We start from the raw sequence: 12469 nt of genomic DNA, 5'->3' as shown, positions 1-12469 counted from the left end.
TTCCAGAAGTCCCCCAGAGAAGAGGAAGTCCATGTTCACAGCACGAGGCAAGCGCTCTGTCTTCGCCGTCGGCCTTGTCGCCGCGGCGGCACTCGCCCTCACCGCCTGCGGTTCGAGCGAATCGCTCGGCGAGCCGGCCGACTCCGGCGAGAGCTCGGGCGGCGGCGACGCGATCGTCGTCGGCTCGCAGGCGTACTACTCCAACGAGATCGTCGCCGAGATCTACGCGCAGGCGCTCGAGGCAGCCGACTTCACGGTCGATCGCCAGTTCAGCATCGGGCAGCGTGACGCCTACATGCCCGACGTCGAGTCCGGCGACATCGACGTCTTCCCCGAATACACGGGCAGCCTGCTCGAGTACATCTCGGATGACGAGATCGATGTGACGAGCCCCGACGACGTCTACGCGGCCCTGCAGGAGGCCCTGCCCGAGAGCCTCACCGCCCTCGACTTCGCCGAGGCATCCGACCAGGACTCGTACACGGTGCTCAAGAGCTTCGCCGAGGAGAACGGTCTGACAACGATCGGCGACCTCTCGAAGGTCACCTCGCCCGTCACGATCGGCGCCGCGCCTGAGTTCGAGCAGCGTCCGTACAGCCCGGCGGCGGCCAAGGAGGTCTACGGCGTCGACCTGGCGTTCTCGGCCACCGGCCCCACGACCCTCGAGTCGCTGCTCGCCGGCGAGATCCAGGTCGCGGACATCTACACCGCCGACCCGGCGTTCGAGACCGAGGAGATCGTCGCTCTCGAAGACCCCGAGAATCTGATCATCTCGTCGAACGTCGTGCCGATCGTCTCGAGTGACATCGCCGGCGACGTGTCGGACGTGCTCAACGCCATCAGCGCCAAGCTGACCGCAGAGGAACTCGTCTCGCTGAACGTGCTGAGCACGGTCGACCAGCAGTCGTCGCCCGACATCGCCAAGAAGTGGCTCGAAGACAACGACCTCGTCTGAAGTCAGCAGTCTTCATGAGAAGTGCCCGGTCCCTTCCAGGGGCCGGGCACTTCTGTGTCGTCCGGGCCGCTGGGAGGGTTGCGTGGGGAGGGGCGTTGGCGTGCGACCGCCTTTTCGGCGTGAGACCCATGTGCAGGGCGTGGGTTTCGTGCGGGATGGGTGGTTTCGTAGGGCGGTGTGCCGGGCGGGGGAGGGCAGCTCGGCGAGACCGCCTTTTCGGCGCGAGACCCATGTGCTGGACGTGGGTTTCGTGCGGGATGCAGGGTTTCGAGGGCGCGCCGCCGGGAGCCGCGCCCCAGGGCTGCGCTAGACCCGGGCGTCCTGCCTCGGCACCAGGACTTGTTTGATGATGATCAGGATGGATGCCGCGACCGGCACCGCCACGAGCGCTCCCAGCAGACCGAGAAGCGTGCCGCCGGCGAGGGCGCCGATGACCACGAGGGCTCCCGGAACGGCGACGGCCTTGTTCATGACCCGTGGGGTGATGACGTACGCCTCGATCTGCATGTACACGAGGTAGATGACTGCGAAGACGAGCGCCGCGATGGGGTTCGTGAACAGGGCGAGGCTCGTGCCGATGATCCAGAAGATCACCGATCCGACGAGCGGGATAAGGGTGATGCAGAACGCGACCGTCGCCATCAGCGGCGGGAACGGCAAGCCGAGGAACAGATAGAGCAGGAAGGCGAGCACGGCGTTGCAGAACGCGAGCACGACCATTCCCATGACGTAGGCGCCGACCGAGTCGGTGATCTGATCGGTGATGTCGCTCGCGCGAGCACGGTCACGGGCGGGAGCGAGACGCAGCATTCCCGCCTTGATCGACGGCAGGGTCGCGACGAAGTAGAGCGTGAGCACGAGTACGACGATGATGCCCGAGATGGCGTTGGCGATCGATGCGCCGACCTGCAGCGCCCCTCCGCCGATGGCGGCGATGTTGCCGGGATCGGTGAGGAACTTCTGCACGTCGGCGACGAGATCCTGGAACTGGTCGCCGAACTGGGCGTCGAGCGTCGCATAGATGTCGCTGCGGGTGAACTCCTGGATCATCCCCGGCACCGACCGCACGAAGCTCGCGATCTGGTCGATCACGACCGGCAGCACCATCCACACCACAAGACCAGCCACGATGATGAGCCCGAGGATCGCGACGACCACCGAGATGGCCCGCGACAACCCTCGTCGCTCGAGGAACCGCACGGTGGGGTCGAGTCCGAGGGCGGCGAAGAGCGCGAGGGCGATGTAGATGAGCACGGTCGAGAGGTTCGCCATGGCCAGGCCGAGGACGATCGCCGCAAGGCCGCCGAGCGTCACCAGGAATCCGAACACGAACGGGCGATCGATGCGGGTCCAGAACGAGCGGCTCGGCGTCATCGGCTCGACGACGCCGTGACGCGCAGCGGGCGACGTCGTCTGGGGGTGCGGGGTGTTCGCTGCGACGGTGGTGTCCCCCGCAGGGGAGGTCGCAGACCCGGCGGCGGCTGCGGCGTCGACGGATGCACCGGTCGTCGCCGCGCCTTCGGGTACCGAGGAGGGTTCGGATGCGTCAGCGGACGCGCTCTTCGGCGGTTCCTGCTCTTCTCGGCTCATGTGCTCACGATAGCGTCCGACCGAGGCGCGACCCAGGAGGCATCCCCCGTGCGGGGTGGGGTCGTTCTGCCGCGTGTTTCCGTAGAGTAGGGGGCATGACCGCTGCCGATGACCCCCGGGCTGAACTCCTCCGACTGCGCTCCAGCATCGACAACATCGATGCGGCCCTCATCTTCATGCTCGCCGAGCGTTTCCGCGCCACGCAGCAGGTCGGGCAGCTCAAGGCAGAGCACGAGATGCCGGCATCCGACCCGGGCCGTGAAGAGCAGCAGGTCGCGCGCCTCCGGGCCCTCGCCGAGCAGGCGCATCTCGACCCCGAGTTCGCCGAGAAGTGGTTCAACTTCGTGGTCGCAGAGGTGATCCGTCATCACACGGAAGCCGCCGAAGGGCGATGATCCGGTCGTCCGGGCGAGTGACAGTGTGTGCAGCACTCACTCGCCCGGGGACCGAACTAAGTTTATTGAATAAACTATGACCGAGGGTACGCAGGACACCCCAGTCTGTCAACCGATTCCGACAGTGGGGCAGGCGCCATGCTGAACGGCGACGACGCACTCGATACGCAGGCCGCAGTCCGCCGCGCCAACCTGCGCAGGGCGCTGCAGTTGGTCTTCCACGATCCGGGCGTGCAGACGCGTGCCGGCATCGCGCGTGCCACCGGACTCACGGCGGCGACCGCCTCGTCTCTCGTCGCCGAGCTCATCGATCTGCGGCTCGTCGCAGAGGGCGCGCAGGCGGCGAGCACCGGTGGCAAGCGGCCGACGACCCTGAGCATCGATGCAGATCATCACCTCATCGTCGTGGTGGTGATCAGGCCCACCGACGCCCGCATCGCACTGGTCGCCCTCGACGGAACCGAGGTCGATGCGCGAGAGGTCGCGTACTCCGAGGCGACACGAGATCGGATGCTCGACGCGGCCGCGGCCGACATCGCGGCCGACTACAGCGACCGCCCGCTGGTGGCTGGGGTGCAGTTGCCCGGCACCACCGACGGGCGCCGTGTCTTCGAGAGCGTGCAGCTCGGCTGGACCGATGTTCCGCTCGCCGAACGCTTCGAGGAGCTCCTCGGGGTGCCTGTGCTGCTCGTCAACGACGTGGATGCCGAGGCGATCGCCGAGGCGGCCAGAGACGACGAGTCATCGGGCTACCGGCTGTTCATCCACATCGGCACCGGCATCGGTGCGGCCGTGACGCTCGACGGCGAACTCGCGCCCGGCCCTCGCGACCGCGCAGGTGAGATCGGCCACGTGCAGGTGCAGTTCGGCGACGACGCGCGGGTCTGCCGATGCGGACGTCAGGGGTGCCTCGAATCAGTGGCCTCGATGACGGCCATGCTGGGCGACGACTTCGACGACTCGATGGATGCCGAGGCCATCACCGCACTCGCCGAGGCGGCCGACGCCGAGAACCTGGCCGAGGGAGCGCGGGCGCTCGCGCGCACCATCAAGCTCATCGCGGCGGTGCTCGACGCGGCGGAGGTCGTGATCGGCGGTCCTGCCCGCGCACTCGGCGATCGGTTCCTCACACTCGTGCAGGCCGAGATCGACTACACCGCGACCGGCACGGCGAACGTGCCGGTGCGCTACGCGGATGCCGAAGCCACGATGTCGACCGGCGTCGCCCAGGTCGCACTCTCCAGCGCCCTCGGGGTGCGGTGGAGTCCGGCGCAGCTGCGCGCGGCACCCGCTCCGGCATCCGTTCTCCGCGACTGACGCCGATCATCCGGTCGCAGTCTGTGCCGTTGACCGATCTTCCGGTCGACTTTGTGCCACCCGGTGAGTTCTGGGGTGACACGAAGTGCGACGGGAGAGCGCGGGAGAGCGCTCAGCCCCCGAACTCGGCGTTCAGCACCATCGGTGTGTGGTTGACGCCGCACGCGTCGCCGATGAGATGGTTCAGGATCACACCTGTCGAGATCTCGCCCGGGACCCGGTCGGGGCTGCGCATGAGTTCCAGCATCCGGGCGAATCGGGGAGCCATGCTCGTCTCGGACGACGCGGCGAGTCGATCGAGGTCGGCGGCAGCGGCATCCACTCGTTGCGTCCACTCGTCGAGGCCGAAGGCCTGGTAGTTCCCATACCCCTGATCGGCGTTCATCAGGGCGCTGTAGATCTCGCCGAACGCCGCGCATTCGGCGGCGATCGTCTCGTCTCTCTCGAACTCCTCGACGGAGAATCGCGGAGTCACGGTCCACGCGACGCCGTCGGGTACCCAGATGTACAGAGTGGGCGAGGCGCTCTCAGCCACCGGCCAGACCATCGATTGCAGGCCGGTGCAGGTGCGCTCGAGAACCACGTTCTCGAGCGACATCGCGGTCATGACGCTGATCACGAGGCGCTCGCCGCCGGGGCACTCGATGTCGAGCGTCACGGAGCGCGCTCCCTCGGGCACAGGGAAGGCGACTCCCGGATGCGGTTCCGTGGGCCCCACGCCCGAGATCGGAGCTGCGGAGAGATCGACGGCGACCGCCTCGGCCTGAGGCGTCGGCGTGGCACTGGAGGTCGTCGGTGCAGTGCTCGGCGCGGAGCATCCGCCCAGCGCGATCGTGAGCGCCGCGATCGCTCCGGCCAGCATTCTTCCGCGTGCAGCACGCATCGATCCCCCTCGGTCGTCTGTGAACTGTCTATCACCCGTGCGACCGGGAACCCACTCCTCGCCTTCGAATCGCTCACTTTGCAGAAAAGCTCGGTCGGAAACTGCAAAGTGAGCGATTCGAAGGGTCTACTTGACGCTGCCGGCGGTCAGGCCGCCGACGAGGCGCTTCTCGATGAGCATGAAGAGGATGACGACGGGGAGGATCGCGACGATCGAGACACCGAACACGTACTGCCAGCTGGTCTCGTACTGACCGACGAACTTGGTCAGCGCGACCGACAGCGGCTGGTTCTTGTCGGTGGAGAGGATCACGAGCGAAGCGGCGAACTCGTTCCAACAGGCGACGAACGTGAAGACGATCGCCGTCACGATGCCGGGCCACACCAGCGGCAGGTTGATCTTGAAGAGCACGGTGAAGCGCCCGGCACCGTCGATCTGGGCTGCTTCGTCGATCTCCTTCGGGATCCCGGCGAAGAACGAGTGCATGATCCACACCGCGAACGACAGGTTGAAGGCCGCGTTGATGAAGATCATCGCCGCCCACGTGTCGCTGAGTCCGAGCACCGTGAACTGCCGGAACAGGCCCGAGGTGAGCACGGCGGGCTGCAGCATCTGCGTGACGATCACGAGGAACAGGAAGACCATGCGCCCGGGGAACTTGAACCGGGCGGTGTAGTAGGCCGCGGGCAGCGAGACGACGAGCACGAGCAATGTCGCAAAGACGGCGATGATGATCGTCGAGATCAGGTTGTACGGCAGGGGTGTCTCAGGGGTCGACCACATCGAGATGTAGTTCTCCCAATGCCACTCGGTCGGCAGGTAGGTCGGGTCGACCGAGCGGATCTGCGACTTCGTCTTCACAGAGCCGAAGAACATGATCAAGTACGGCAGCACGAAGATCGCGAGCACGAGGATGCCGGCGGCCATGCGCAGGATGACGCGGGGCAGCGTCACCTGGTCTTCGGTGTAGCGGCGCTTGCGTCCGGGGATGCGAGGTGCAGGCTCGGAGCCTGCGGTGGTGACGAGGGCGGTCTCGGTCACGGTCATGATCAGACCTCCTTCATGGGCTTGACGGCCTTGACGTAGATCGCGACGATCACGATCACGATGAGGAAGGCCACGACCGACAGCGCACTCGCGACGTCGACCTTCTTCTGCAGCTCGATGTACTTGAAGATCATCGTCATGATCGTGTCGGCGCCGTACCCGGGGATCGACCCCGTCATCACCTTGAGGATCGGCAGCGAGTTGAACACGTTGATGATGTTGATGAGCACGGCGACCGCGAGCGCGCTGCGCAGCTGCGGCAGAACGATCGTCCAGTAGGTGCGGGTGGCGCCGGCGCCGTCCATCTTGGCGGCTTCGAGGGTGTCGGAGGGAACCGTCTGCAGCCCCGCGAGGATCGTGTAGGTCGTGAAGGGTAGTGACACGAAGATCGCGATCACGATCGACCAGGCGAAGGCGGTGGCGGGGTTCTTGGTCCAGCCGTAGCCGACCGCATCGTCTGAGAGCCCGATGTCGTAGAGGAACTTGTTGAAGACCCCGAAGTACGGCTCGAGGCTGTAGTAGAAGACCATCGTCGTCATCACGACGGATGCCGCCCACGGCACGATCACGGCCATGCGCACGATCTGGCGACCGGGGAAGGCCTTGTTGAGGATCTGCGCCAGCCCGAGCGAGATCAGCACGGTGAAGGCGACCACCACGACCACCCACACGATGGTGCGGAAGATGATCGGCCAGAACTCGGCGAACGTGAACACCGTGACGAAGTTGTCGAAGCCGACCGAGCCCTTGTCGAGGCCCGACAGCGAGATGTCACGGGTGGAGTTGAAGAACATCACCCCGGCGGGGAACAGCACCACGCCGATGATGAGCAGGAGTGCAGGCGCGATCCACGGCAGCGCCTGGAGCAGGTCCTTGCCACCGGGCTTGCCGGCAGTGGTGCGTGCTCGACCCGGGGTGCGGGGGCGGCCGGTGGCCGCCCCCGCGAGGTTCGAGGATTCTTTCGTCTGGCTCATGGGAATTCCCGAACCTCTCTGTCGGTGGGTCAGCAGGGTCGGTGTCAGTCGGCGGGACTCAGCCCGCGTCGACCTGGGCCTGGATCTCTGTCAGCACGTCCTGCGCCGACTTCGTCTGCAGCTGGCCGAACAGCGACTTGAAGGCGCCGTCGGTGGCCGACCACTTCTCGTTCGTCGACGGGTAGAACTGCGCGTCGGGCAACACCTCGAGGAACGGCGCGAGCGCCTCCTCGCCGGCCAGCTGCTCGGCACCCGACTTGGTCACGGGGAGGAAGCCCTCGGCCTGCACCCACGGCACGTACACGTCTGCCGAGTAGTAGTAGTCGAAGAAGGCGGTGATCGCCTCCTGCTTGTCTCCGTCGTTCTGGAACGCCATCAGCTGGTCCATGACGCCGAGCGTGAACGGAGAGCCGTCCTCGGTCGGGATCGGGACGATCGAGTAGTCGAGCTCGGGGTTGCCCTCTTCGATCTGGCCGACCGTCGGCGGCAGGCCGACCTGCATGCCGATCTTGCCCTGGATGAAGATGTCCATCAGGGGTGAACGCTGCGTCGAACCGGGGTCCGCCTGCGTCGCGCCGGCGTCGATCATCTTCTTGATCTGCTCGGCACCCACGAGGTTCTCGGGGGTGTCGATCGTGATCTCGGATGCATCCCCGAACGAGCCCCCGCCGCCCCAGAGCCACACGGCTGCCTCCGCCTGCGCCTCTTCGGATCCGAGCGGCATGCCGTATCCGGCCACGCCGCCGCCGAGCGCCGACACCTTGGTCGCGGCATCGAGCAGCTCGTCCCAGGTCGTCGGGGCCTCGACGCCGGCCTGGGCGAGCAGTGCGTTGTTGACGAACAGTGCGCGAGCCGAGGCGATCAGCGGCAGGGCGTAGGCGGTGCCGTCGACCTCGGCGTTGGCGAGGAACGCGTCCTGGAAGTCGGAGTAGGTCTCCTCCGACACCACGTCTTCGACCGGGTAGAGCAGCTCATCGCCGACGAAACCGGCGAAGGGTCCGCCGTTGTAGATGTCAGGGGCCTCACCGGCCTGGATCTTGGTGGAGACGACCTTCTCGAGGTTGTCCCACGACTGCACCTCGAGGTTGACCGTGATGTCGGGGTTCTCCTCTTCGAATCCCGCGATCACGTCTTCCCACAGGCCCTTGGTGGCGTCGGAATAGCTGGGAACCAGGAGGTCGAGCGTGGACGCGCCCTCGGCGTCGCTTCCGCCGCCGTCGGTCGAGCCGCCGAACCCGCACGACGCGAGCGTGAGAGTGGCGGTCGCCGCCAGGGCGACGGCGCCGAATCGCAGTGATTTCTTCATGTGTATTGCATTCCTCACTGTGTAGGTGGTGCACAGTCGCAAGCACATCTCACGCGACGGTGCGTGTGACCGTCTCTCCGGGCGGAGGGGCGATCGGTCGAGCCGGAACGGCTCGATACCCTCTGCGGGCCGGGCCGACGGAGGGGCGGTGGAGCTTTGTCTGATTATTTGTCAGGCGAATGAACAAATCAAGAGGAATCCTTGCGGGATTCCCTTGAGTCGAAATACTATGATCGAATAGTCGTCAAAACAATCACAAACTTGCAACATCTGGTCCGGAGGGCCTGACATGACCGAACTTCTCCCCGGCGCTCACATGCGCGCAGAGCTCACGTCGCAGCCCGAGACCTGGGCGCGCGCCGCCGATATGCGCGATGCGCAGGCGCTGCTGCCGGCATCCGGAGCCCGTGTCGCCGTCGTCGGCTGCGGCACATCGTGGTTCATGGCGCAGTCGTATGCGTTCCTCCGAGAGACCTCGGGGCAGGGCGAGACCGACGCGTTCGCGGCATCCGAGGCGTTCGTCGACCGCGGCTACGACGCCGTCGTCGCGCTCACCCGCTCCGGCACCACGACGGAGGTGCTCGAGCTGGTCGAGCGCATCAAGGGCCGAGTGCCCACGATCGGTGTGATCGGCGACGAGACGTCTCCGCTCGTCTCGCTCGTCGACGACGCCGTGCTGCTGCCGTTCGCCGATGAGAAGTCGGTCGTGCAGACCCGCTTCGCGACGACCGCACTCGCGCTCTTCCGCGCCTCGCTCGGCGAAGACCTCTCCGGCGCGATCGATGACGCCGCAGCCGTGCTCGCCGCCGATTACGACGACGAGCTGCGCGATGCCGAGCAGTACTCCTTCCTCGGCCGGGGCTGGACAGTGGGTCTCGCGCACGAGGCCGCGCTGAAGATGCGCGAATCGTCGCAGTCGTGGACCGAGTCGTATGCGTCGATGGAGTACCGACACGGGCCGATCGCGATCGCCGCACCGGGACGCGTGACCTGGCAGTTCGGCGAGGCGCCCGAGGGGCTGGCCGCACAGGTCGAGGCCACGGGGGCGCGGTTCGTGCAGCATCCGATCGATCCGCTGGCCGATCTCGTGCGCCTGCACCGGGTCGCCCTCGATCGTGCCGTGGCCCGCGGGCTCGACCCCGACCAGCCGCGCAACCTGACCCGCTCGGTCATCCTGGACGCCTGAGCGCGACCGTCGGCGGAGCGATCGATGACCAAGCCTGAGGATGCCGCGAGCATCGCCGACGTCGTGAGCGACGTGTCGGGCGAGAGGCTCGCCGCTGCACGTTCGCTGGGCCACGGCGCGCCGGTGCTGGCGTTCGACGTGGGCGGCACCGACATCAAGTCGGCGCTCTTCGACGTCGACGGCGCGGCGCTCGGCCTTCGCCGCACGCCGACCCCGCGTGCAGACGGCGATCGCACCGAGGTGCTGATCGAGCGTCTCGGCGTGCTCGCGGCCGAACTGCGGGCCGAGCATCCCGACGTGGTGCCACAGGCCGCGGGCCTCGTCGTGCCGGGGATCGTCGACGCGTCGGCCGGACTCGGCGTGTTCGCCAGCAATCTCGGCTGGCACGACTCGCCGCTGCGCGACCTCGCGTCGGCGAAGCTGGGGCTGCCGGTGGCGTTCGACCACGACGTGCGGGCGGCCAGCTGGGCCGAGCATCGCCTCGGCGGTGCACGCGCCTACGCGAACTCGGTGGTGCTCGTGATCGGCACCGGCATCGCCGGCGCTCTGCTCGTGGGGGGAGAGCCCTACACCGCGGGCGGCTATGCGGGGGAGATCGGGCACTCGCCGATCGCCGAGGGTCCCGTCTGCGCGTGCGGTGCCCGCGGGTGCCTCGAGGTCGTGGCCTCGGCCGGCGCGATCGCGCGACGCTACCGTGACGCGACCGGGATCACCCCCGACGGGGCGAAAGACGTCATCGCACGCGCGGCCGCCGGAGACGCGGTCGCCGCCGAGATCTGGAACTCGGCGCTCGACGCTCTCACCCTGTCACTCGCACAGCTCACCGCCGTCGTCGCGCCCGAAGCCATCGTGATCGGCGGTGGGCTCTCGCGTGCGGGTGGCGCGCTGTTCGACGAACTGCGGGCACGGCTCGCTGCGCGACTGAGCTTCCACCGCATCCCCGCCCTCGTGCCGGCAGAGCTGTCGGGCAACGCCGGCATCCTCGGAGCCGCGCTGCGCGCACGGGATCTCGCATGATCCTCACCGTCACTCCGAACCCCGCGCTCGACCTCACCTGGCACGTCGACCGACTCACCCTCGGTGAGACGCACAGGACGGATGCCGGTGCGGCGCGTGCCGGAGGCAAGGGCATCAACGTCGCACGGGTTGCCCACCGGCAGGGCGCCTCGGTGCTCGCGGTGGCGACGGCCGGCGGACGCAGCGGCGTCGAGTTCGCCGCCGAACTCGGTGCCAGCGGCGTGCCGCATCGCCTGGTGCCCGTCGTCGGAGCGACGCGGCAGAGCGTCGCGATCGTCGACCGGGCACTCGGCGACACCACCGTCGTGAATGAACGCGGCATCACCCCGACGGATGCCGAATGGGCGGCCCTGCTCGGCGAAGTCGTCGATGCGCTGCCGAGTGCGCAGGTGCTCGTGATCTCCGGCAGCCTCCCGCCAGGTGCGCCCGCGACCCTGCTGCCCCTGCTGATCGGCACGGCACGGGATGCGGGCGTGCCCGTGATCGTCGACACCTCGGGTCCCGCTCTGCTGCACGCGGCGGATGCCGGTGCATCCGTCGTCAAACCCAACGCCGCCGAGCTCGTCGAGGCGACCGGCATCACCGAACCCGTCGAGGGCGCCCGGTCGCTGATCGCACGCGGAGTCGAGCTCGTGCTGCTGTCGCTCGGGGCCGAGGGGATGCTCGCGGTCACGGCATCCGAGGTGCTGCACGCGCGCCTCGACGCCCCGCTCGCCGGCAACCCGACCGGCGCGGGCGATGCCGGAGTGGCCGCGTGCGCGGTGCTCTATGCCGACGGCGTCCGCGACCCCGACGCGATCCTGCGACGCGCGACCGCCTGGTCGGCCGCCGCCGTGCTCATGCCGTTGGCCGGCGAGATCTCCGACGAGTGGGAGGCGCTCGAACAGCGTCTCGTCGTCGCCCGTTTCACCGCCGTCGTTCGAGAGGAAAATCCGTGACCCTGGTCTCTGCCCGAGAGCTCGTGACGGATGCCGCCGCGCGCGCGACCGGCATCGGCGCGTTCAATGTCATCCACCTTGAGACCGCCGAGGGGCTGGTGCGCGCCTCGGCCCTCGCCGGATTGCCCGTCATCCTGCAGATCTCGCAGAACTGCGCCGACTATCACGGCGGACTCGAGCCGATCGCGCTGGCCACGCTGGCCGTCGCCCGGCGCGCGTCGACCCCGGTGGCGGTGCACCTCGATCACGCCGAACGCCCCGAGCTCGTCGACGAGGCGATCGCCCTCGGCTTCGGCTCGGTGATGTTCGACGGCGGCGCATTGCCCTACGACGAGAACGTCGCGATCACCGCATCCGTCGCCGAGCGAGCGCACGCAGCGGGCGTCTACATCGAGGGAGAGCTGGGCGAGGTCGGCGGCAAAGACGGGGCGCATGCGCCGGGAGTGCGCACCGACCCCGACGAGGCGCGGGCATTCGTCGCGGCGACCGGCGTCGACGCGCTCGCCGTGGCCGTCGGGTCGTCGCACGCGATGACCGACCGCACGGCATCCCTCGACCTCGAGCTGATCGCGCGACTGCGGGGCGCGCTCGACGTTCCCCTGGTGCTGCACGGTTCATCAGGCGTGGCCGATGCCGTGATCGCCGACGCCGTGCGTGCGGGCATGACCAAGATCAACGTCTCGACGCACCTCAACGGCTTCTTCACCCGGGCGATCCGCTCGGCGCTCGCCGCCGACGACGCGCTCGTCGATTCGCGCAAGTACCTCGAGCCCGCGCGCGAGGCGCTCGCCGGGGAGGCGGCGCGGATGCTGCGACTGTTCGCGCTCGAGCCCGCCGAGCCACACGCGGTGGCGCGGTGAG

At 67.9% G+C, this 12469-nt stretch carries 12 protein-coding genes; 7 read left to right on the top strand and 5 right to left on the bottom strand.

The window, feature by feature from the left end; translation table 11 throughout:
* Positions 1 to 31: 31 nt before the first annotated feature.
* The gene (locus ACZZZN_RS14970) at positions 32 to 955 is read left to right on the top strand and encodes an ABC transporter substrate-binding protein (protein WP_463505937.1); all 924 of its coding nucleotides are present in this window, start codon (positions 32 to 34) and stop codon (positions 953 to 955) included.
* Between the two features lie 306 nt (positions 956 to 1261).
* Here the strand turns inward: ACZZZN_RS14970 and ACZZZN_RS14965 are convergent, their stop codons facing one another.
* Entirely contained in the window at positions 1262 to 2545 is a 1284-nt protein-coding gene (locus ACZZZN_RS14965; protein ID WP_463505936.1) for an AI-2E family transporter, read from the bottom strand.
* Between the two features lie 95 nt (positions 2546 to 2640).
* On the opposite strand from ACZZZN_RS14965, the gene ACZZZN_RS14960 reads away from it, so the two are divergent.
* Both ACZZZN_RS14960 and ACZZZN_RS14955 read left to right on the top strand, forming a co-directional pair.
* Entirely contained in the window at positions 2641 to 2940 is a 300-nt protein-coding gene (locus tag ACZZZN_RS14960) for a chorismate mutase (RefSeq protein WP_463505935.1), read from the top strand.
* Between the two features lie 138 nt (positions 2941 to 3078).
* Positions 3079 to 4257, top strand: coding sequence for an ROK family protein (locus tag ACZZZN_RS14955; protein WP_463505934.1), 1179 nt, complete (start codon positions 3079 to 3081; stop codon positions 4255 to 4257).
* A gap of 112 nt (positions 4258 to 4369) precedes the next feature.
* On the opposite strand, the gene ACZZZN_RS14950 is transcribed toward ACZZZN_RS14955, so the two are convergent.
* The 4 genes from ACZZZN_RS14950 to ACZZZN_RS14935 all read right to left on the bottom strand — a co-directional run bounded on the left by ACZZZN_RS14950 (position 4370) and on the right by ACZZZN_RS14935 (position 8467).
* On the bottom strand, positions 4370 to 5140 hold the full coding sequence (locus ACZZZN_RS14950; RefSeq protein WP_463505933.1) for a hypothetical protein: 771 nt from the start codon (positions 5138 to 5140) through the stop codon (positions 4370 to 4372).
* 126 nt (positions 5141 to 5266) lie between these two features.
* Positions 5267 to 6187, bottom strand: a complete 921-nt coding sequence (locus ACZZZN_RS14945) for a carbohydrate ABC transporter permease (protein ID WP_463505932.1) — start codon at positions 6185 to 6187, stop codon at positions 5267 to 5269.
* A 2-nt stretch (positions 6188 to 6189) separates the two neighbouring features.
* Positions 6190 to 7161, bottom strand: coding sequence for a carbohydrate ABC transporter permease (locus ACZZZN_RS14940; RefSeq protein ID WP_463505931.1), 972 nt, complete (start codon positions 7159 to 7161; stop codon positions 6190 to 6192).
* 58 nt (positions 7162 to 7219) lie between these two features.
* On the bottom strand, positions 7220 to 8467 hold the full coding sequence (locus ACZZZN_RS14935; RefSeq protein ID WP_463505930.1) for an extracellular solute-binding protein: 1248 nt from the start codon (positions 8465 to 8467) through the stop codon (positions 7220 to 7222).
* 289 nt (positions 8468 to 8756) lie between these two features.
* On the opposite strand from ACZZZN_RS14935, the gene ACZZZN_RS14930 reads away from it, so the two are divergent.
* Genes ACZZZN_RS14930 through ACZZZN_RS14915 form a run of 4 tightly spaced genes read left to right on the top strand, consistent with a single transcriptional unit; the run spans position 8757 to position 12468 of the window.
* The gene (locus ACZZZN_RS14930) at positions 8757 to 9653 is read left to right on the top strand and encodes an SIS domain-containing protein (protein ID WP_463505929.1); all 897 of its coding nucleotides are present in this window, start codon (positions 8757 to 8759) and stop codon (positions 9651 to 9653) included.
* Positions 9654 to 9677: 24 nt separating this feature from the next.
* A complete protein-coding gene (locus tag ACZZZN_RS14925) occupies positions 9678 to 10670 on the top strand; it encodes an ROK family protein (RefSeq protein ID WP_463505928.1) in 993 nt (330 codons plus the stop codon).
* Complete coding sequence (locus tag ACZZZN_RS14920) at positions 10667 to 11608, top strand: 1-phosphofructokinase family hexose kinase (RefSeq protein WP_463505927.1); 942 nt, start codon at positions 10667 to 10669, stop codon at positions 11606 to 11608. Before ACZZZN_RS14925 ends, ACZZZN_RS14920 begins: the two co-directional genes overlap by 4 nt.
* The gene (locus tag ACZZZN_RS14915; RefSeq protein ID WP_463505926.1) at positions 11605 to 12468 is read left to right on the top strand and encodes a class II fructose-bisphosphate aldolase; all 864 of its coding nucleotides are present in this window, start codon (positions 11605 to 11607) and stop codon (positions 12466 to 12468) included. Before ACZZZN_RS14920 ends, ACZZZN_RS14915 begins: the two co-directional genes overlap by 4 nt.
* Position 12469: the final 1 nt, after the last annotated feature.

The sequence above is a fragment of the Microbacterium sp. AC145 genome, assembly GCF_979258505.1.
The sequence above is the reverse complement of the archived record's forward strand: the minus strand, read 5'-3'. Positions and strand labels throughout refer to the sequence as shown.

What these genes read in the sequence shown, in the direction of transcription:
- ACZZZN_RS14970 (WP_463505937.1), top strand. Translation starts at nt 32, where the DNA reads ATGTTCACAGCACGAGGCAAGCGCTCTGTCTTCGCCGTCGGCCTTGTC.
- ACZZZN_RS14935 (WP_463505930.1), bottom strand. Translation starts at nt 8,467, where the DNA reads ATGAAGAAATCACTGCGATTCGGCGCCGTCGCCCTGGCGGCGACCGCC.
- ACZZZN_RS14955 (WP_463505934.1), top strand. Translation starts at nt 3,079, where the DNA reads ATGCTGAACGGCGACGACGCACTCGATACGCAGGCCGCAGTCCGCCGC.
- ACZZZN_RS14925 (WP_463505928.1), top strand. Translation starts at nt 9,678, where the DNA reads ATGACCAAGCCTGAGGATGCCGCGAGCATCGCCGACGTCGTGAGCGAC.
- ACZZZN_RS14965 (WP_463505936.1), bottom strand. Translation starts at nt 2,545, where the DNA reads ATGAGCCGAGAAGAGCAGGAACCGCCGAAGAGCGCGTCCGCTGACGCA.
- ACZZZN_RS14945 (WP_463505932.1), bottom strand. Translation starts at nt 6,187, where the DNA reads ATGACCGTGACCGAGACCGCCCTCGTCACCACCGCAGGCTCCGAGCCT.
- ACZZZN_RS14960 (WP_463505935.1), top strand. Translation starts at nt 2,641, where the DNA reads ATGACCGCTGCCGATGACCCCCGGGCTGAACTCCTCCGACTGCGCTCC.
- ACZZZN_RS14930 (WP_463505929.1), top strand. Translation starts at nt 8,757, where the DNA reads ATGACCGAACTTCTCCCCGGCGCTCACATGCGCGCAGAGCTCACGTCG.
- ACZZZN_RS14920 (WP_463505927.1), top strand. Translation starts at nt 10,667, where the DNA reads ATGATCCTCACCGTCACTCCGAACCCCGCGCTCGACCTCACCTGGCAC.
- ACZZZN_RS14940 (WP_463505931.1), bottom strand. Translation starts at nt 7,161, where the DNA reads ATGAGCCAGACGAAAGAATCCTCGAACCTCGCGGGGGCGGCCACCGGC.
- ACZZZN_RS14950 (WP_463505933.1), bottom strand. Translation starts at nt 5,140, where the DNA reads ATGCGTGCTGCACGCGGAAGAATGCTGGCCGGAGCGATCGCGGCGCTC.